This is a genomic window from Bacteroidota bacterium, assembly GCA_041658205.1.
In the GTDB taxonomy this organism is placed as follows: Bacteria; Bacteroidota; Ignavibacteria; order UBA10030; family UBA8401; genus UBA8401.
Genome location: JBBAAO010000001.1, coordinates 2,551,011 through 2,571,700 on the forward strand (window position 1 = coordinate 2,551,011; position 20,690 = coordinate 2,571,700).

The window sequence follows — 20,690 nt, forward strand, 5'->3', positions numbered from 1 at the left end:
TGATTGTAGTTCATTACTACTTTTTTATATTTCCATTTTTATATACTTCATTCCGTGTTTTTCTGCCTAACGAATCCCACTGAAACCATTTTCCATTTCGCTCGCCATCAGTTACCTCTGATAATTCCTTCATCTGTCCGTTGGAATACCATGCGTAGATCGTTCGATTATTCTTGCGAAAGTCATTGTTTTCAAAGAACGGTTTACTATCCTCATCCCAGGCCCGTTCATACCCTGCAGCGGAGTTTCGTTCAAGACTGAGCTGCCCATTTTCATGAAAGGATTGTTCCATTATTACGGCATTATTTACTCTCATTGATGTTCTAAGAAGTTTTCCGGAAGGATAAAAGGAAATGGTATGAATAATGCTTGTTGTGTCATTTCGCATCACATACGTTTCGTAAAAAAGATTTCCATTCTTAAAGTGCCCAATGGATTTGAACCACTTCCCGTTGTTGTAAACTGTCTCGGTGGTATAATCCCCAAATGAGATGTCCACACTGTGTTGCACAACACTTGTCACTCCAGCAGGAAGCAACGGTTTCTTATCCATTAAATTGCATCCTGCTGTTATCATGATCATCGCTAGTACAATGAGAATCATTCTATTTAACTTCAAGGTATCCTCCTTACGATATTTGTTATTTAAATAATTACGATCGAATTACATTTCATTTGATCTTAATAGATATTGCTGTTTTTTCCTTTATTAGATCCGGCAATAATGACAGTGATTCTTTTTGAATAAACGCGGCTGCCCCTGCTTTCAATGTCGCATCACGTACTCCTTCTTCAACGGAATTAGTCACCATGATCACTTTTGCATCAGGATGATGTTTCTTGATCTCGGAAAGAGCTGTTATACCACTCATCGGTTTCATCATCACATCCATCAACACCCAATCTGGGAGTAACCGATTATAAGAATCGATAGCATCACGCCCGTTGGAACATTCAATGAAAGAACAAAGGATGACTGAAAGAGTATCTTTGATAACTTCCCGAATTCTTTCATTATCATCCACAATCATAATCGTTACAATGCCGCTTGGTTTCATTGATCGAAATTGGATAAAATAGTCCGAATATGATGTAGCGATGAATACTCAATTTTCATGAGTATCAATACTCAGAGGTTGGAGTTCAGAAATGAACATTTTGTTATTGTTTTCAGGAGGTTCTTTTGATTACACGCTACAGGATAATGCTGAAGCGGCGCGGCATCAATTCAAACGAGAAGATGTTTGTTTTCAAGGGCGAATGGAAGGAGGGCATTTGCACCGTGTAGATTGAGCTTAGTACATATATTATTGCGGTGATTCTCCACTGTTCGAATGCTGACAAACAATATATCGGCAATCTCTTTGCTCGATTTTTTTTCTGCGATCAATCGCAAAATCTTCATCTCGGTGGACGTAAGTCTGTGCAAACCATGTTCTTTATTCCCGGTTTTCAACTTATCATGTAATCTAAACAGGTAGTCGGAGATGGAAGCGGTAACATAGAACTTTCCCTGTAGCACATTATGGATACATTGGAGGATATCGTCCGTCACAGATTCTTTCAGAAGGTATCCGTTTGCACCGAGGTCCATCGCTTTTTCAAAGATGTGTTCTTCAGTATGCATCGTCAAAAATACGACCTTAGTTGGAAGTGTTAATTCGCTGATCTTTCTCAACACTTCAAAGCCATTCATTTTGGGCATTTGAATATCAAGTAGTGCAATATCGGGTCTCCGTTCTGTGATGAATTTCAGTGCGGAAATACCATCGCCGCTCTCTCCGACCACATCAAAGTCAGCCTCTGATGAAATAATTTCTATCAGTCCTTTTCGAAAGATCGGATGATCGTCTGCAATGAATATTGTTTTCATAGAAATTGTATCTCTCTTTATACTATTGGGATTGTAATTTTAATGACAGTTCCTTTTTCCGGTGACGATTCAATAGCGTATTGTCCATTAAGAATTTTCACCCGTTCATTTAAACTGCGCATTCCATATCCTTCTTTTTTAATTTTTGGATCAAATCCTTTTCCATCATCTTTAATGATCATCCGGATCGATTGTTCGTCTTTCACAACGATAACCTCAATATTCTTTGCGCCGGAATGTTTTATTGAATTGTTCAGTGTTTCTTGAATGACTCTATAGAGATGAATCTGCTGTTCCTTGGGGAGAAGATCATCAATCTGTTCAATAGTATAAGACAATGTGTTGTCAATAAGCGTTGCTATCCGTTTCAACATAGATTCGACCGCTGAGGTAATTCCAATCTCATCAATCTGAAGTGGATGAAGATTGTAGGTGATCTTCCTGACGTCGTTGATCGATTCCAGTGCACTGTCAGAAATGATCTCAAATTCCTTTTGCATCAATGATCGTTCTTCCTTCTTTAAGCCCATCTTTGCCCGATTTGCGATAATCAACAGATTCTGGCCGAGTCCGTCATGCAATTCGGAAGCGATTCTTTTCCGTTCTGATTCATACACTTCCATCAATTGCTTTGAAAATAACTCCTGTGATTGCGCCTCTTTCCTCAAACGGTTGATCCGCTGCATTACTATTCCATAGCCGATTCCCGAAAAAATGATCAGCGTTATTGTTATAAACCACCATGTTTTCCAGTACGGCGAGAGAATTTCAAATGAATATGCTACCGGAGTAGACCACTCGCCGTTCCTATTCCGAGCACGAACATAGAACGTATATCCACCCGATGGAAGCGTTGTGTATCGAATGGTCCGTTGTTTTGTTGCCGAGTTCCATTCGTTTTCAATACCTGCAAGTTTGTACTGAAATTCCATATTTCGTTCATCGTAAAAACTTAACGACGTTGACAAAAACGTCACCGTGCGTTCATCATACGAAAGGATAGTTTTTGCAGTAACTATCGTTTGCTCACTTTCACCTGATAATCGTTCAATTTTTACAGAAGGTTTGGGGATAGACGAAAGTTGTTCAGAACGTGGAAATTTGGTCAACCCTCCGGATGTGGCAAACCAAAGATTCCCTTCATTATCTTCATCGATTGCTTGTATAATATCTCCGGATAAACCGTCCCGGGTATCGTATCGCGCAAGGACTGAATCTGACCATTCTATCACTCCCGACAATGTTCCAAACCATAAATGTCCGGATGAATCTTCATGCACCGTCGTCACACGGATATTCCCATCGTGAAATTGCGAATCTGAAAGCTGATGAAACTCTCCATTTTTTCTGTAGACGACACGCCCCCCCAACACAAACCAGATCCTACCTTGAGAATCTTCCATCATCCGTTCAACTCTCTTTCTCTGCATTCCTTCTGTTGAATCAAATGTTGATACTACCCCGTCTTGAATATATCCGACCCGGTTGTCTGTACTAAACCACAATCGACCTTCATGATCAATCATCATTGTTGAAATATCATTGTCGGGGATTTTGTCGCGAACGCCATAGGAGGCAACAATGCTCTTGTTTTTAATATTCACAATCTCCCCTTTCAATCCTACCCAAACTCCCCCGTGTCTATCTGCAACAAGAGAAGAAATAAACAGCATGGCAGGTTTACCGGAAATTTTCTGTCGTACAAATTTTTTGCCGTCGTACATAACCAGTCCAGACTGTGTACCGAACCATATTTGCCCACTCTTGTCTTCCGTCATGCTAAAGACCACTAAATCTTTCAGAAGAGGATTCTGGTCCAAGATATGGACGCTATGATCTTTTTCTATTTTATACAACGGAGAAAAACCACCGCACCACACAGTATTTGATTTATCTACTAGCACCGTCAAGATGCCGGATATTCCCTGCAGTTCTTTGAAATTTAATGTATACCGACTTGGAAGTTTCATTGCTCCGTTCCCAGTTGCGATCCAAATTGACCCTTCACGGTCTTCCATAATGCAACCGATCGATTCACTCACCAATCCTTGTGGTGTTCGAATACGAACAGTCCTTCCGTTCTGTCTGACGATGATACCCCGTGTCGTTCCAATCCACAATGAACCTTTTGAATCCTCCAGTAATGACTGTGTTTTTATTGGTTCATCATATTCTTTCGGATGAAGGATTCGCTGTTTTGTATTATTGTGATATCCGAATACTCCCTTGTTCTCTTCCTCTCTTCCTTCAGTCGTTCCAAAAACAACTTTCCCCTCTTTTTGAACAATAATTGCAAGTGTTGTAGCGTCATGTATTTTTTTCCATGAAACAATTCTCTGTTTCTCTACAGTGTATTGTGTTACTCCTCCGTTCGTTCCAATCCATATTTTCCCAGATTTGTCTCTGGCCATGATCCGCACCCAGTCACTATGCAAACCGGAATCTTTGGTAAGATATGTGGTTGTTCCATTATTCCATAAGACTACTGCACCTCTCCTTGTTCCAATGACCATTGTTCCTAAACTATCGCTCAGTAATGCATATACCGAATCACTGGAAATGATTTTTTGATTTGCCGTTATCCATTCAACACTATTTTTTTCTCCATACCGCACTTTTGCAATACCGTTTCCTTCCGTTGCAATCCAAATCGTCCCCGATGCATCCTCTGCAAATCGAGTAACTACGGATCGTTCTGCTCCCTTTGTTGCATACCGTATAAAGCGATTCCCATCATAACGGAAAGCTCCACCAATACCGCCAAACCAAAGAGAGTTTTTTGAATCTTGAAATATCGTATTGATGGAAGCTAATTCCAGGCCATCTGCGGATGAGTAATGCTTAAACGAATAGGTTTGTGACAAAGCAAACGGTGAGAACGTTGATAGGATGAATAATATTTGGGAGAATAATAATTTGGAAGCCAGATTTTGCTCCATCTTGAAAGAAAGTGTCAATATCTTTTGCATTTGCTATACATTATTCAATATACATAACTCACTGAAGTTAATACATTTGTTAGTTATAAAAGGATAGTGAACAAATGCAAAAGGCGAATGAATATCCACCTTTTGCGTTTATCATTTTTACACACTTGATATCAGATTGTATAGAAACGACTGAACATCGATCTTTTACATACATTGAAATTCGATATTTTGTAGAAACCAATTCATTCAAAAGAAAGGAGATCAGCCACAGAACAAACTACGTTAATTGACCTTGACATACATAGCCAATCAAACACTGCAACCATGGATTGGTCTTCACCCAAGGCAAATCTACTCAGACAAAGATGTAGCGCAGCTTTTCTGTGCAATCCGCGAACACTAGTCCGATGATCGTCGTTTATTCCTCTCAACGTATTGTGTTTACTCTGTATGATTCTTTGCCGCTTTCATACTATTTCAATACTGTCATCTTCTTCAATTGAATTTTATCGCCGCTTTGCAATTTTGCAAGATAAATGCCGCTTGAATATTTTGATGCATCAAACGTGACGGAATAATATCCTGCTCCTTTCAATTCATTCACCAATGTTGCTACTTCTCTTCCGATCTCATCATACACTTTCAATGTTGTATACGCTTTCGTCGGTAACTGATAACTTATCATGGTCGTGGGATTGAATGGATTGGGATAGTTTTGCAACAACACAAAACTATTTGGAAGAATATCTTTTTCTTTTTCAACGTCGGTCGTATTTGTAAAACTGATATCATCAAGATACAGAAACGACCAGGATGAATGTGCCGCATCCGCTTGAAATTTCATTTCGACGGTCTGCCCGGCAGCGGCACTCAAATCAAAATATCCGGCAGTCCAAACTTCTTTTTGGCTGTAATAGCATATGTAGGTATCAAGAAGTTTTTGTCCGGCTATATATACCCGGATCTGCCCACCCCACAAGGCATTACATTCGGAACCGACGTCATTACGATCCTGATAATAGAATTTGAGATACAATGGAGTAGTGTTTGGCAATGCTACCGTTTGTGAAATTGAATTGACTTCGTAATTGAAACCCCCAATCCGTGCTATATATTGTCCTGAATGAGGGGTCACTGCCGGTGATATTGTCGCAGAAGCAAAACCAGCGGCTGTACTTATGAGCGTAAAATTTCCTGTGCTCGATTCAGTCCAGCCATTATTCCGACCTAATTCAAAACCGCTGTTGAGAATTCCTTGCGCATGAAGGACACCGACAATAACAAAAGAAACCAACAATAATTTTCGTATCACTTTCATTGTTTACTCCATTGTAAGTTTAGTTTGTGATACATACACATTGGTGATTTCTTTGTTGAGATCTTTCATTATCAACCGACCTTACTTTGGCAACGACAATTTCGGAGATTTACTTTTATGATGTCAACTTACCAAAATTGAATAGGCTTGTCAATCAACGTCTGTATTGCAGGACACATAGAGGATAAAACAAAAATAGTCCGATCGAGTGAACTCGTATAATCGGACTATTTTGTATGATATCGTTTCTGAAATGTTATTTCATGAGAATCATCTTTTTTATTTGGGTACTTCCAACACTCTGCAGTTTTACAAAATATATTCCGCTTGATAGCTTTGCAGCATCAAATGTAATTGAATATACTCCCGCTTCTTTTGTCTCATCCACCAAAGTTGCTGCTTCCCGACCGAGAGCATCAAATACCTTTAATGAGATATGGCCAATCATCGGAATCTGATAACTAATCACCGTTGTCGGATTAAACGGATTGGGATAATTTTGCATCAGATCGAATACCAAAGGCCCTCCAACAATAGACACTTCGATTTCTTTGGAATATTCAAACTTTCCGTCACGGTCAATTTGTTTGAGTCGATACGAATATTTACCGGTATTTATATTTTTATCTTGAAATAAATATTCTTTCGGAGCGTTTGTTGTGCCGCTGCCTTCAACTAAACCTGCTTTTGTCCAACCTAGATGGATGTGGAGTCCATCTGCATCGCGGCGTTCGACTTCGAAGCCATAATTGTTTACTTCTGTTGCTGTCTTCCAAATCAATTCAACATTAGCACCTTTGGCGTGAGCAGTAAAAGATGTAAGTTCTACCGGAAGTGGTGAGTTTGTATTGTCTGTTGTTCCAATAGTATAATAACCATCAACAAGATTTGCATCGGTAACAGTAAAGTTCATGTTATCACCGCTGATCAAGGAGGTTGCCGTAGTAACAGTACTAAAATCACCTGTAGTTCCAGAACGAAATAGCAATCTATAGTTCGCAGCGGTGACAGGGTTTCCGCTCATTCCCGCATCGGAAAAATCAAATCCTATTTGTGCATTTGCACCATCAAGTGTTCCAGTTTTATCCAAGTACCAAATTCTGTTCCATCGATGAGTTGCTCCAGATGAACCAACATCGTTCGTTACCACTGAGTTTGTACCGGTTGTGTGCCCTGCTAACAAATATTCACCATTGGCATTTAACGAACTATTATCGATTAATGTTAATCCGCCCGCTTTTGCCGAAGTATTGCTTCCGTCGGATTCTTTACCGATACCAATAACATTATCTCCAAATGTTGAACTGCCACCATATTTACTTCCCGAATATGTTGTACCCCATTTTGTTCCAAGAAAGCTCCCAACGATAATTTTTTCGGCGGAATTAAGTTTTGTATTATACATAATCACCTCCCCAATTTCTCCGCTCCAAAACTGAGCACCCGAAGCTGTCCCACCGATTGTTCTATCAGAATTTCCGCCACCGATAGCGGTTCCGAAGGTGGTAGCAGAGGATGTAAAATCGTTCACACCATTTAGATTCATGTTCAGTATTGCCGTACCAGTACCTGAACTTATATGAACATCAAGAATATAGGTTGTGCCAGTGCTCAAAGTGGTTGCCCCATCTGTAGTATGAATTCCATCTGCCGCGTCATAAAAGTTAAATTTGGTACCATTAGTTTCAAATGCTGTATAGCCACCGCCAACACCAGCGCAGAAGACCGTTTTGTATCCAGAAAGGGTGGTTGGCTTTACCAGGCAAAAGAAGGAGCAGGGCGCATTGTTCGATAAAACAGAGTTACTCGGTAAAACAAAATTGTCGTCGCTACCGTCAAATGTTATTGTTTGGCGTGAATTAATTCCTATTGAATTGTTCGCAGGTTGTTTACTGGATGTACTTTGCGTCGCATGATTCCCTACACCGCTCTTATCACTCCATTGCGATACCGCAGTACTATTCAAAGTTTTTGTTGACGCATCAGCCCCATCTAACCACAACTTCAGCGAAGATGTTCCGTCGGTTTTTCCAATACCACCAGGCCCGGTTTGAGCCCACAATAAATTTGAACTAAAAAAAAGAATTATCAATAATCCGACAACATGCTGTAACTTTTTCATAGCACTCTCAACAGTTAGTTAAAGAATAAAAGCATTTGAATATTCAATTAACATAGAGAAGTGCGAATTAAAAGTCAATTCAAGAATTCACTCTCTTTTTTCCGATTTTGCAAAAAATACGCAAGCACCACAAAGGCCTGCTCTTTTATTTATCGGAAAGACATATAAAAGGAAAGGGGGATATTATCCCCCATTAATTGAAAAAAACATGTTGTTTTATTCAACACCATTTATCGCTACCTTCGATAGCATTATTTTAGCAGCATTAATTTCCTAATCTGAGATTTCCCTTCCGAAGAAAGTTTAGCGAAATAGATACCGCTTGGAAGGTTCGATGCATTAAATATGTTTTGATGGTACACACCTGCATCCAGAAATTCATCCACCAGCGTGGCTACTTCTCGACCAATCGCATCATAGATCTTCAATGTGGTGGGACCTGAAGCCTGAAGCGTGAAACCGATCGTGGTGGTTGGATTAAACGGATTGGGATAGTTCTGAATGAGAGCAAAATCTTTCGGGACACTTCCTATCGTCACTTCCACTGCTTGCGAATACTCAAACTTTCCGTCGCGGTCAATTTGTTTCAGTCGATAAAGGTACTTTCCCGACGATTGAATGTTATTGTCGCTGAATGAATATTCTTTGGGAGAATTAGTTGTTCCGTTTCCTTCAACAAAGCTGATTCGGGACCACGTTGATGCAGGACTCATGATGGAAGATTCAGGAGTATCCTGAGACCTGAATCTTGAATCGCGAATCTTTTTTCTCTCTATCTCAAAACCATAATTGTTTACTTCGGTTGCAGTATTCCAATTTAACAGTACGGATGAACCTTGTCCAACCGCGGTAAAGCTAGTGAGTTCAACCGGAAGTGCCCCTTCAGAAGAGACTCTTGTTATATAAACATCCGAAGTTGATCCGCCTCGAAAATCTTCCCAGGTAATAATCGCTTCACCATTGGTATTTAACATAATTTGTTGCGCTCCTTGACTACCGGTCGCCGTTGCAATTGCAACGCCATCACTTGTCCACTGCACAGCTCCGGCAGCGTTGATACGCTGTAAATAGATGTCATTGGCACGTGACCTGTTATCAATCCAAGCGATTATTGCGCCTCCACTGCCGTCCGGCGTTATGGTTGGTGCTGTTTGATTACTTGATGCCGAGCTGATGACTGTACCATTCGTTGTCCATTGTACTATACCATTGGCAGCAATACGCTGGGCATAGAGATCATACTGGGTTCCGCTTCGCAGGTCTGACCAGGTAATGATAGCACCGTGATTGCCATCCGTCGCAATTTTTGGTACTTCCTGGTTATCCGTTGCAGTGCAAATTGCAACACCGCTACCTGTCCATTGTACCGCCCCATTGGAATCGATACGCTGAGCATAAACATCGGTTGATCCGCTGAAGTTGTCAAGCCATGTAATAATAGCTCCACCGCTGCTATCAGAGACTATTGATGAATAATCCTGGGTACCACTCCCTGACCGGACAGCAATTCCGTTTGATGTCCATTTCACCACGCCGCTCGAATCGATGCGCTGGGCATAAATATCAACATTGCCGCTTCGTCCATCCGACCAACAGAGAATAGCTCCTCCCTTGTCGTCGGCGATTACACTAGAAACATATTGCTGAAATGTGAGCGTGTTGATTGCTACTCCATTTGCAGTCCATTGAACTTCTCCAAGAGAGTTTATTCTCTGAGTATAAACATCGGCATCATTGCCGTTCCGTTGATCAATCCATGAAATGATAGCACCTCCTTTGCTGTCCGATGCGATAACGGGAGCAGTCTGGTGATTTGTTGCTGAACAAACGACAACTCCATTGGTTGTCCATTGCACCAACCCATTAGCATCAATACGCTGAGCATAGATATCATTATTAAAGATACTGGCTCTAGGATCACGCCACGTTATGATAGCTCCGCCGTTTCCGTCCGAAATAATAGCCGGGTTCACTTGACTATTTACTGCAGTACAAATTGCCACTCCATTACTTGTCCACTGTACTGCCCCAACCGAATTGATACGTTGTGCATAAATATTACTATTACTCGTGCCGCTTCTGGAATCAGACCAGGTAATAATGGCTCCACCGCTGCCATCCGAGAGTATTGCTGGAAGGAGTTGATCATTGGACGCCGTACAGATCGCTTTATTAACTGTTGGGTCAGTTGACCATTGTGCATTGGCCCGCTCTGGTACAATCAACAAGCAGGCAATGGCCAACAACAGTGTTGATTGGTGTCGAATTGTATTCATCATAACCTCGCTATTAGTTTTATTATACATCATTGATAATTGAATATTACGGATGCTATATAGGACAACTATTCATCTGTCCGTCGAATTATTTCAATCACATTCTCCAGGTTATCTTTTTTTACAAATGCAACAGCACCGCATGCCACAGCCGCCGAAACCGTCGCTTCGTCGCCGAATTGAGAGACAAGGATAATCTTTGCTTTTCCTTCTTCCGACAAGATCCTGTGTGCCGCTTCAATGCCATCCATTGATTTCATTTTAATATCCATTACTGTCCAGTCCGGTTGAAGAGATGGGAATTGTTCAACCGCTTCCTTGCCGTCTGCACATTCAACTACTTCATTAAAGTATGGCAAATAGAAATCCTTCATTATTTGCCTGATCTTGTCGTTATCGTCTACCAGTAGAAGTTTCATTTTTTATGTAATGTGCAGATACGGAGAGGAGCTTTAAATAGATGGGGACACTCAAATACATAAGTGAAAGCACCTAGATAGGGGGGGGTGATCAGGCCTGTGCTCACCGCAGAGGGCACAGAGACCGAAGGGATGCTTTTTATTATAATGACTTACAATTCTCCGCGTTCTCAGCGGACTCGGCGGTGAACTTTTTTTGGGTTGAAAAGTATTATGCTTTAAGCAAGTCTTTATTCGATAGGGCAAATTTCAACAGGCTGTGTGTGCCGCTGAGATGAAGTTTTTTGGAGATATTATTGCGGTGGTTTTCAACTGTCTTGGGACTGATAAATAATTCATCAGCAATTTGCTGGGATGTTTTTTCTTCCGATATAAGTTTGAGAATAGTCCGTTCGGCATTCGTGAGTTTGTCAACATACGGAATCGCAGAAAACGGAACACTATTTTTTTGTGAACGTTGTACGAGATAACCGGAAATTGCAGGACTGATGAAATATTCTCCTTTTCGTACTGCATGAATACATTCCACAATATCATCGACTGCATTTTCTTTTAAGAGATATCCATGTGCACCAGCGTCCATTGCCTGGTCGAAGATGTCTTTATCCTTATGCATCGTAAGAATAACAATCTTTGTCTTTATCTTCTCTGCAATAACCTTTTGCGAAAGACCGATGCCTCCAAGTTTCGGCATTTCAATATCCACCAGAGCAATATCGAATGGTTCTTGTTTTAACCGGCCGTATGCAATCTCGCCGTTTTCCGCTTCAATAATCTGTTCGATGTCCGGTTCGTCTTCCAGCGCTGCACGAATTCCTTTGCGCATGAGGGGATGATCATCCGCTATCAATATTCGAATCTTTGTCTTCATATGTTTACCGGAATTGTAATAATAATAAGCGTCTTCCAATCATTCGATGCAGAGTAGGTTATATTCCCGTGAAGCAGCAGTACACGATTTTGAATATTTTTCAATCCGAATCCTTTTGAGTCATGCTTCATCAATTCACTGTCGAATCCGCTACCGTTATCTCCAACGGTAATTGATATTGCAGCATTCGTTCTGCTGACAAGTATTGAACCCTTATCCGCACCAGAGTGTTTCACAATATTATTCAAACATTCCTGAACAATCCGGAAAATACTCGATTCCTGTTCTTTGGTGAACATGTCGTCGATCGGTTGAATGTCGCTACGAAGTTGAATGGTTGATGATTCACAGATTGATCGCACAACGGATTCGATCGCTTTTGTCAAACCCAATCGATCCAGTTGATATGGAAAAAGATTGAAAGCAATTCGACGTACCTCTTCAATGGTAGAAGAAGCTGTTTCGCTGATATCCGTATAGCGTTTTACATCGTTCTTATTCGTCCCAAGCAGGGCGGAATTTTTGATAAATAAAAGATTCTGACCAATACTGTCATGCAATTCCGACGCGATCCTTTTCCGCTCTTCTTCCTGAGAATTAATTAACTGTTTTGAAAATTCCACCTGCTGATGTTGTTCTTTTTTCAACTGACTGACACGCCGATAATAGATGATCGGTCCCACGGAAAGGAAGCCGAATATCACCATTGATCGGAACCACCAAGTCATCCAAAACGGAGGATCGATGATCACAGCGATGATCGCGGATTTATTACCGTTCATTCTACGAACTTTGAACAAATAATTTCCCGGATCGACATGTGTATAGTTTACAAATGGTACGCGTCCTGCATCAATCCACTCTTCATTTACCCCTTCCAGTATGTATGCGTATTCAGTACGATCTGGCATCGTAAAATCGAGCGACGCAAATCCAAATGAGAAGAAATTATCTTTGTAATCAAGAAAAATGGTATCCAAAAATGCAATATTCCGGGAAAGTTTTACTTCTTTATTAAATATTTTGAACGAAGTAATCACTATTGGAGCGTTATCGGGCCGTTCTTTGATGCTGTCCGGATGAAAGACCGTAATCCCATCCGTACCGCCAAACAACATTCTGCCATCGGTTGTTTTAAGCCGGGATGAATAGATGAATTCTTCGGAGCGAATACCGTCGTAATAGTTGAAATTGGTGCATTGTTTGGTTTCCGGATTGAATCTCGTAATCGCATTCATTGTGCTAATCCAGAGATTTCCGTGATCATCCTCCAGTATTCCGCAAATGGAATTTCCCGACAAACCCTCTTCCGTCGAATAGATATCAAAAGAATCTGTTTCATAATCATACCGGCAAAGTCCGGACGATGTCGTCCCAATCCACAAATTCCCATGTGAGTCCACAAATAATTCCGGAACGGAATTATCGGGAATGGATCGGGGATTAGCCGCATCGTGAAAATATTTTTTTACCGTTCCATCCGAACGATTAATTCTAGTCAGTCCGTAACTTTGTGTGCCGACCCATAGAAATTCCTTTCGATCTTCGATGATCGAAAGTACATCATAACCACTTAATGCAATTCGAGATGTATCCGATGGCACAAGATACGACCACTGTTTTTTCTTTGTATCGTAGGTTGAAACACCTCCGCTTCCCTGAGAGCCGAACCAAACATTGCCGCCAGCATCTTCTGTGATCGTCCGAATAAAATTTCTCATCGGATTGGATTTTAGATAATCCAGATCAAAATGATTGAATGTATCATTCTTTCTCTCCAGTTGATTTAGCTTTCCATAATACGTACCAACCCAGATAGTGTTGTCATGGTCACGGTAGATGGTTCTGGCATATTCTCCAGAAAGCCCTTTGGGTGTATTGACCGGGTATCGTTTTTTAACACGCAATTGAGAATCGAGCCGCACAATTCCCGACTCAATAGTTCCGACTAAAATATCGCCATTGGAATCTTCACATAACGAATATATAAACCCGGATGGAATAGAATTCGGATCATCTGTAGAATTTTGAATTGTTATAAACTCTGCGGGTTTCCTGTCCGTCTTTACCACTCCTTTGCCGACAGTGACAATCCAGAGAACTCCGGAGTTGTCTTCAAATACATCCTGCAGGATATTTGAAGGTAAACCGCCTTGAAGGTGTTTGTTTTCTTTAATCCATGTAAAGGATTTTGAAAGAGGGTCAAAAATGACAAGACCTTCCGTCTGCGTGGTTATCCATAACAATCCCTTACTGTCTTGAATAATTTTCCAGAATACATTGGAAGATGGTTTTACATCCTTTCCCTGCAGCTTAAAATGGGTAAATTTTCCGCTCTCCCGATCGAACAATTCAAGCCCTTCGCCATAGGTTGTCAGCCAGAGATTCCCATGCAAATCTTCAGTCATATCCGTCACCATGTCAAAGCCAAGGGACGATGGATTGCGAGCGTCGTGTTTCCATGAAGTAAACGAATTCGTAGCCGAGTCAAAGAGATTCAAACCGCCGCCGTCGGTCCCAACCCATACATTCCCTTTTGAATCTTCTCTAATAAAATGAATCTTGTTATTGCTGATGGAAAAAGGAATGTTTGGATCATTCATATAACGGATAAATGAGCTGCTGTTTTTTTTCAGGAGATTGATACCTCCGTCCCATGTTCCAACCCAGAGATTGCCTTTGCTATCTTGAAATACCGATTGTACGATATCAGTACTGAGTGATGTGCTGTCATTCGCATTATATTGAAACCGAACGAATGTTTCTGTGCGGGGATCGAATTTGTTCAACCCTCCGCCATCGGTTCCTATCCAGAGACATCCTTTTTTATCTTCGCAAATTGTCCAGATATAATTATTGGAAAGACTGTTTGAATCGTTACGATCATTCTGATAAATTTTAAATCGATATCCATCGTACCGGTTCAAACCTGTTTCTGTTCCAAACCAGAGGAATCCTTTTGAATCCTGCATGACGGTGTTCACCGTATTAGAGGAAAGTCCGTTACGCGTTGTTAATTGGTCGAAATGATAACCACGTTGAGCAAAGTCGAGACCAGTCCCGATTACGAGAAGAATGACTATAGATAACAGTTGTTTTTCTCTCATCATAACAACAGTCAGTGGATGCCGATGGACGAAAATGAATTAATTGAAGGTAAGTATATGGCATTCACCATCCATTTGCAAGAATTGATATCACGATACATGATATCACGAGCGTTGGTCTTTCACTCGATAGTATAAAAATGTAGTTTTGCTTGGTTTTTAAAAAACCGCTATGTAGATGCGCTCCAATATCCTTGCTTTGATGTCGAAAATATTAATCCCTTGAAATACTCGAAAATATATTTCCATCAAATGTTCTTTTCGAAGGCAATAAATCACAATATTTCATTTTTGGAGAAGTTTTGAACCTTTCGTATATTTGTATCGGAATTTGTTGCCGAGGTGGTGGAATTGGCAGACACACTAGCCTTAGGAGCTAGCGCCTTACGGCATTAAGGGTTCGAGTCCCTTCCTCGGCACAGAAGTAATTTTCCTCCAATGTTTATGCGGTCAGAAGTTATGACGACATTTTTTGTGTCCAATTCGTGTCCACTTTTTATGGAACCATAAGGAACACGGAGGAACACTTCTATGGGTGCACCTAAAGTTAGACTCGCTGAACGCAAAACAAAAAATGGAACTTCCTATTTTTTGGATTATCGTCTAAACGGCAAACGCGTTCGTATCCCCGCCGGTAATAAAAAGAGTGATGCAGAAATAATGCGTGCTAAGCTCCAGACTGATTTCAATCTCTCCCTAGTCGGAATCACGGCGAAAAAGAAAAAGATCATTAGTCTCCAGGATCTTACAAAAGAATTCCTAAACGACAAAAAGCATCATGTCAAAGCTCGTACGTTAGAACGCTATGAGCAGTACAAACGAAGAATTGATGCATATTTCCTCGAGAACTTTTCTCCCGCCTGCCCTGATATCAGATTGATTGAAGCCAAGTATCTGCGTGAATTTATTGATGAATTAATTGAAGGCAGCAAAGAAGTCAAACCATTAAAGAAAAAAACAGTGAACGATCTCATTGTCTTTCTTAAATCATTACTCTCATATGCTGTTGCCAACAGTTATCTCGAAGAGAATCCTACTTTCAAACTAAGAGAGTATCGTATTGCACAGAAGGGCCGAGTGGAATTTTATTCAGACGAAGAATTAAAATTACTGTTTGACAACTTAGATGATCATTGGCGTCTTCCTATAAAGTTTTTATTGCACACAGGTCTAAGGCGAAACGAGATGATTTATTTACGTTGGAGCAGTGTTTTTCTAGATCCTAAAAATCCGCATATCGTTATCGAATCGCAGGATGATTTTGAGACAAAAACGGGAGGGACTCGAACAATCCCTTTAAATTCTGAGGCTATGAAGATAATTGAAGCAAGAAAAAACATTCATCCAAAATACGTTTTCACAGGAACTGATAATGAACTTATTCGTAAAAACTACCCGCTTAACTATTTAAACAAAGCTTTGAAAAAAGCAGGATTAGAAGGGAACATTCATAAATTACGCCATACGTTTGCATCAAAACTGGTTATGGCCGGTACAGATTTGTATTCGGTAGGTAAACTTTTAGGACATACTGACATTGAAACAACAATGGTTTATGCCCATTTAAGTCCATCACATCTTTCAGATGCTGTAAAAAAACTCGAACAATTGAAAGTAGCATAAAAATTATAGCCCAGAAAAACCTGGGCTATTATTTCCTTTTTTTCTTCCCCAACTGCTCTGATCTTATCGCCTCGTCAATTTCCGACTTTAGATATCGTGGCACTCCCCCAACTTTTTTATATGGTATTTTATTTTCACTGGTCCAGTTTTGGATGGTTTTAATACTTAATTGGAGATAATCCGCAACTTGCGTTTGCGTCAGAATGCTTGGAAGGTCAGTATCTGGCTTCACAATTGCTTTTCGAATAAAATATTGCCTCCAAATTACATCTGATGGATCTACTGATAATTTTGCTAATATCTTTTTATCGTCTTTAGCTTTATGTAATACAAGCTTAATCGAGTTCTGATTTGAGGGGTTGTAAAAACAGTATATTAATTGGTGGTCTTTAAAGAATATGTCAACAATTATATCGTCAGGCTCAACTATGATTTTATCTAAATAGTATCCTTCTGGAAGATAGAGATAATAAACCCCATGTTTTCCGATATTCCGTATTATTTGCGTTTGCCCTGAAGAATTGAATAGAGGTATTTCATTAATTTCAGCTTCAGACATTTTTGCATCCAAAGGAACAAGGTATTTATGATCACCCAATAATGGATGCTCAACCTTCTGATCTATGTCAAAAATCATCGAAGAAAACGATTTTCCACAATCAATTTCGATAATTGCCTTTTTGAGTCTGAAACTCATCCTATATTCCTAGTAATGATATTATCCGAGAAAATATGCTGTTTTTGTTATATTTAATCTATTTTCCTCGCCATTGCGACACTGCGACACTGCGACATAGGATAATCTAGTCCAGTGACCAGGATCCCTTTGGCTTTTTTTCTGGTTTTGCGCCTAATTCTTTCAAATCTCTCTGTAATCGCCTATTATTGAACTCTCCTACCATATTCTTTTCTAAAAAAGCTTTTGCCTCGCCGATAGAAAATTTTTTCCTTGCAAATTGCATTAAGAGAAGCGATTTTCGTTTTTCAACATCATCGATACTTGGAAGTTCCGGCTTAATATCGTCCAAGTTGATTTGACTGATGTAACTTACTTTATCACGAAGAAACATCATTGCATAATCAACATGTTCTTTCGTGGCTATACTCGTTGCATTTGCTGTAGCAATTGCTTTAGTGATTTTGAATACAGAACGCACCATTCGCAACCGCATATCTTCAATAAGATTTTCATGCCTTGGTGTTTTTGGTAGTTGCTCCAATAGTGCTGTAACTTGATTATCAATATATTGCCGGATATTCCTGTCAAAAGGCCGGATTTTATACTGATCTTTTAAAAATGCTATTAAATACCTGCAACGTTCTTTCCATTCCTGTGATTTTTTTCCAGTATCCAATGATCTTGTCATCTCTGAAGCTATTTTTGCCGAGCGCTCTTTGTCCCTCCTAATTTCAAGTATATAATCAAATCTTGAAAGCATGTGTATAGGTATGCCAATACGTGTATACGCATTATAGTTGCCGGCTGGATCAATTTCATCGTATGGATTCTGGTCAATAAGTAAAGCAGTCTCAGTAGGATGAACTGTTGCTGCAGAAGTGCTTTCAGTAACTTTTCCTTCCTCCATCATCCTTACAAATAAACCACAAACCGCTTTTCTGTGTGCGCCGAGAACATCATGAAACTCTTGAATGCAAACCACTCCGCCGTTGTTTTGCGGTAGGATGCCTCTTTCGCTCTTACTCTTTTTTCCGCCTGTAACAGTACCCACTAAACCGGCAAATGTAATTTTTTGAGAAGAGGATGATATTTCTTGGCCAATTGGATTTAATGCCAACGCGGCATTGGTAAGATATGCTTTCCCAACATTTGGAGTTCCAATGACCAGTGCATGGAGCTTTTCTAAATATTCATTTTTACCATGAGAGAAAGCTTGAAGGATTACAAACTCTAACGCTCTATCGAGACCTTTTGCTTTATCGAGTCCAACAATACCATAATTATCTGTTAACTCTTTCTTGATATATTTAAGGATCCCATTGAATTGATTATTCTGTCTAATAATTACCGAAGGATGGTCACTATGAATTCCAAATATTTTGTCGCCTTTGCGATAGCGGAAATTACCTTCATACTCACCATGTGGAGCCCACTCGACCAAATCCAAATGAGACGTAGAAGGAATAAAATCATGTAAATAAAAATAAAATTCACTCTTCCCGCTATTAAGATACATTGGTACTATCGAGCCAAAAAAAGTGCATCTTGTTTTTGCCTTGCATAATGAATTGACATCAACTGATATTTTGCTGACATCAATCAGCAATGTTTTTAAGGTATAGTCTTTATGATCTGATATTTCCAGCCTAACAAAGCCCAAAGTTGAACCATCAATCATTTCATGTGGCTCAGCAGGTGACACATTGATAATTTTACCAACTATTTTAATAGGAGTAAAAAATGATACATTCTTTATGGCGTCGCCAATTGTGCTGGATTTTTCGATAATCCAGTCATCATGTATGGGAACACCAATATATTCTTCTTCGTTTTTGACTTGTTCCCTTTTAATATACATCATACCATTTAGCTGACGGGCGGCCTCAGATGCTTTTTGTACAGGCACAGATTGATTTTTCATTTGATGCAGTTCGGCAACTATTAAAATATCTTGAGTTGCAATCGAATGCCAGTAAGGGATAATATCATCTTCACCATTTATTACGTTTTTCACTGGAGGTGTTGCTTTAGTTTTTGCTTTCTGTTTGCTCATAGGATTTGAAGTTGGTGGCGGAACATTGATATTATGAGAATTTGGGTTGCCTAATTCAATCTCTTTATTAAGTTTTAACGCATTCCAAATGCCAGGTTCTTCTGCTCCGAGTTTTATTTGAATTTGCGGAAATAATTCCAGTTCCTTAATAAGTGATGAATAGAGTTTAACCCTGGTTTCAAAATGATAGCGATATTTTACATCTGGTTTTTGGGGAGGAATTAAAACGTGTGGATGGTCAAATAATGTCGTATTAGGATAGTGCATTTGAGCCATTGCCATCAATTGTGGAGCATACCTCGCTGTACCAAGTGTGATTGAATGTATCCTCTTAGGGTCGAGCTCTTTTAGTACTCGCCGTACGAGATCTAAATATTCTTTTTCATAGTTTTTATAGGTAAGCATTGGTTCTATAATAATATCAAGCACAAAACCACTTGCTTGTTGCACCCTTCGTGCAGCTTGCAATCTCTCTTCCAAACTCGCAGTTCCATGTTCATACTCTCTGATCGCAAATTGTGTATTCATTCCAATTTGGATTTTCATACGTCCGCATCCGTCGAATTTCAGTATCTCATCAACATAAGCTGACTTTGTTCGCAAAGTATAAGAAACACGAGGATATTTTTGAACCATCTGCATTAAAAACGTAGAGATTCCTGTGAGATGATCAACTGCTAGTAGGTCAGTAAATTCGGAGCTGGTTAATTTAAGATTATATTTTTGATTTTGCTGATACCACTGTGTGATTGTCTCACGGCTTCGGCGAAATGCTTTGATATCAACATTGTAGGATTTGTTGTCCTTGTTAAGTTGTTCAACAAGTTTTTGCTGTATTCCGTAATACGTGTCTATTGCCCTTTCGTCTCGATTAATTCTAGCGTTTACAAAATATTCACGCAACCAATCCGAAGCTTCTTTAAAACGATCGGGAAGTTTATTGAAAAGCACGCCAAAATAATTCTCAAGATGCATCCATAACGTAAGAATAGCGGTATGCGCAATTGGAGCCGCAGCAATTTCATGTTCTGCATCCTGGAGATTTGCATAAAAATAGTGCTCTGGGGTTTGATTCGTTTGGAGGTAACAATACTCGCATTTGTGAACACACATCCATGCCAAATTAAAAACTGTCGTAAGAGATTCAACTATATTTCCAGGGGAGTCAAAGGTTCTGATAAAAGATTCTGATCTCTCTGAAATAATTACCGATTCATTCATGTAATTGAATTTATCTATCGGCTTCTTCACTGGATATACAAATCTTTTCGTCTCAAGATATTCAATTTCGACATCCGGATTGAATCTTTGAACCCTTTGGATGATCTCCTTTGTTTTAGGATGCGTCCTAGCCTGTGGCTTTATAATAATGCGTTTGGGAATGAATTGAGCCATTAAGATTTATCGGAATAGGGATAA

Annotated in this window: 13 protein-coding genes and 1 tRNA gene; 2 read left to right on the forward strand and 12 right to left on the reverse strand. The window is 39.9% G+C overall.

What is annotated here, in order from left to right; all coding sequences use genetic code 11:
• Window positions 1-16: 16 nt before the first annotated feature.
• The 10 genes from WDA22_10510 to WDA22_10555 all read right to left on the reverse strand — a co-directional run bounded on the left by WDA22_10510 (window position 17) and on the right by WDA22_10555 (window position 14,916).
• Window positions 17-619, reverse strand: coding sequence for a hypothetical protein (locus tag WDA22_10510; protein MFA5833894.1), 603 nt, complete (start codon window positions 617-619; stop codon window positions 17-19).
• Between the two features lie 52 nt (window positions 620-671).
• Window positions 672-1,058 (reverse strand): response regulator transcription factor, encoded by a 387-nt coding sequence (locus tag WDA22_10515; protein ID MFA5833895.1) that lies wholly within the window; start codon window positions 1,056-1,058, stop codon window positions 672-674.
• A gap of 170 nt (window positions 1,059-1,228) precedes the next feature.
• Window positions 1,229-1,873: a response regulator transcription factor gene (locus WDA22_10520; protein MFA5833896.1), complete on the reverse strand. Its 645-nt coding sequence runs from the start codon at window positions 1,871-1,873 to the stop codon at window positions 1,229-1,231.
• A gap of 17 nt (window positions 1,874-1,890) precedes the next feature.
• Complete coding sequence (locus WDA22_10525) at window positions 1,891-4,842, reverse strand: two-component regulator propeller domain-containing protein (protein MFA5833897.1); 2,952 nt, start codon at window positions 4,840-4,842, stop codon at window positions 1,891-1,893.
• A 433-nt stretch (window positions 4,843-5,275) separates the two neighbouring features.
• Window positions 5,276-6,121, reverse strand: coding sequence for a T9SS type A sorting domain-containing protein (locus WDA22_10530; GenBank protein ID MFA5833898.1), 846 nt, complete (start codon window positions 6,119-6,121; stop codon window positions 5,276-5,278).
• 256 nt (window positions 6,122-6,377) lie between these two features.
• Entirely contained in the window at window positions 6,378-8,243 is a 1,866-nt protein-coding gene (locus WDA22_10535) for a T9SS type A sorting domain-containing protein (GenBank protein MFA5833899.1), read from the reverse strand.
• A 251-nt stretch (window positions 8,244-8,494) separates the two neighbouring features.
• On the reverse strand, window positions 8,495-10,519 hold the full coding sequence (locus tag WDA22_10540; protein MFA5833900.1) for a T9SS type A sorting domain-containing protein: 2,025 nt from the start codon (window positions 10,517-10,519) through the stop codon (window positions 8,495-8,497).
• A 68-nt stretch (window positions 10,520-10,587) separates the two neighbouring features.
• The gene (locus WDA22_10545) at window positions 10,588-10,938 is read right to left on the reverse strand and encodes a response regulator transcription factor (protein MFA5833901.1); all 351 of its coding nucleotides are present in this window, start codon (window positions 10,936-10,938) and stop codon (window positions 10,588-10,590) included.
• Window positions 10,939-11,149: 211 nt separating this feature from the next.
• Entirely contained in the window at window positions 11,150-11,809 is a 660-nt protein-coding gene (locus tag WDA22_10550; protein ID MFA5833902.1) for a response regulator transcription factor, read from the reverse strand.
• The gene (locus tag WDA22_10555) at window positions 11,806-14,916 is read right to left on the reverse strand and encodes a two-component regulator propeller domain-containing protein (GenBank protein MFA5833903.1); all 3,111 of its coding nucleotides are present in this window, start codon (window positions 14,914-14,916) and stop codon (window positions 11,806-11,808) included. Before WDA22_10555 ends, WDA22_10550 begins: the two co-directional genes overlap by 4 nt.
• A gap of 336 nt (window positions 14,917-15,252) precedes the next feature.
• Between WDA22_10555 and WDA22_10560 the strand changes: the two genes are divergently transcribed.
• A tRNA-Leu gene (locus WDA22_10560) sits at window positions 15,253-15,335 on the forward strand.
• A 112-nt stretch (window positions 15,336-15,447) separates the two neighbouring features.
• On the forward strand, window positions 15,448-16,539 hold the full coding sequence (locus WDA22_10565; protein ID MFA5833904.1) for a tyrosine-type recombinase/integrase: 1,092 nt from the start codon (window positions 15,448-15,450) through the stop codon (window positions 16,537-16,539).
• A 28-nt stretch (window positions 16,540-16,567) separates the two neighbouring features.
• On the opposite strand, the gene WDA22_10570 is transcribed toward WDA22_10565, so the two are convergent.
• Entirely contained in the window at window positions 16,568-17,236 is a 669-nt protein-coding gene (locus WDA22_10570; GenBank protein MFA5833905.1) for a helix-turn-helix domain-containing protein, read from the reverse strand.
• A 106-nt stretch (window positions 17,237-17,342) separates the two neighbouring features.
• On the reverse strand, window positions 17,343-20,666 hold the full coding sequence (locus WDA22_10575; protein ID MFA5833906.1) for a spore photoproduct lyase family protein: 3,324 nt from the start codon (window positions 20,664-20,666) through the stop codon (window positions 17,343-17,345).
• Window positions 20,667-20,690 lie beyond the last annotated feature (24 nt).

What these genes read in the sequence shown, in the direction of transcription:
- WDA22_10515 (MFA5833895.1), bottom strand. Translation starts at nt 1,058, where the DNA reads ATGAAACCAAGCGGCATTGTAACGATTATGATTGTGGATGATAATGAA.
- WDA22_10525 (MFA5833897.1), bottom strand. Translation starts at nt 4,842, where the DNA reads ATGCAAAAGATATTGACACTTTCTTTCAAGATGGAGCAAAATCTGGCT.
- WDA22_10575 (MFA5833906.1), bottom strand. Translation starts at nt 20,666, where the DNA reads ATGGCTCAATTCATTCCCAAACGCATTATTATAAAGCCACAGGCTAGG.
- WDA22_10570 (MFA5833905.1), bottom strand. Translation starts at nt 17,236, where the DNA reads ATGAGTTTCAGACTCAAAAAGGCAATTATCGAAATTGATTGTGGAAAA.
- WDA22_10545 (MFA5833901.1), bottom strand. Translation starts at nt 10,938, where the DNA reads ATGAAACTTCTACTGGTAGACGATAACGACAAGATCAGGCAAATAATG.
- WDA22_10540 (MFA5833900.1), bottom strand. Translation starts at nt 10,519, where the DNA reads ATGAATACAATTCGACACCAATCAACACTGTTGTTGGCCATTGCCTGC.
- WDA22_10530 (MFA5833898.1), bottom strand. Translation starts at nt 6,121, where the DNA reads ATGAAAGTGATACGAAAATTATTGTTGGTTTCTTTTGTTATTGTCGGT.
- WDA22_10520 (MFA5833896.1), bottom strand. Translation starts at nt 1,873, where the DNA reads ATGAAAACAATATTCATTGCAGACGATCATCCGATCTTTCGAAAAGGA.
- WDA22_10555 (MFA5833903.1), bottom strand. Translation starts at nt 14,916, where the DNA reads ATGAGAGAAAAACAACTGTTATCTATAGTCATTCTTCTCGTAATCGGG.
- WDA22_10535 (MFA5833899.1), bottom strand. Translation starts at nt 8,243, where the DNA reads ATGAAAAAGTTACAGCATGTTGTCGGATTATTGATAATTCTTTTTTTT.
- WDA22_10565 (MFA5833904.1), top strand. Translation starts at nt 15,448, where the DNA reads ATGGGTGCACCTAAAGTTAGACTCGCTGAACGCAAAACAAAAAATGGA.
- WDA22_10550 (MFA5833902.1), bottom strand. Translation starts at nt 11,809, where the DNA reads ATGAAGACAAAGATTCGAATATTGATAGCGGATGATCATCCCCTCATG.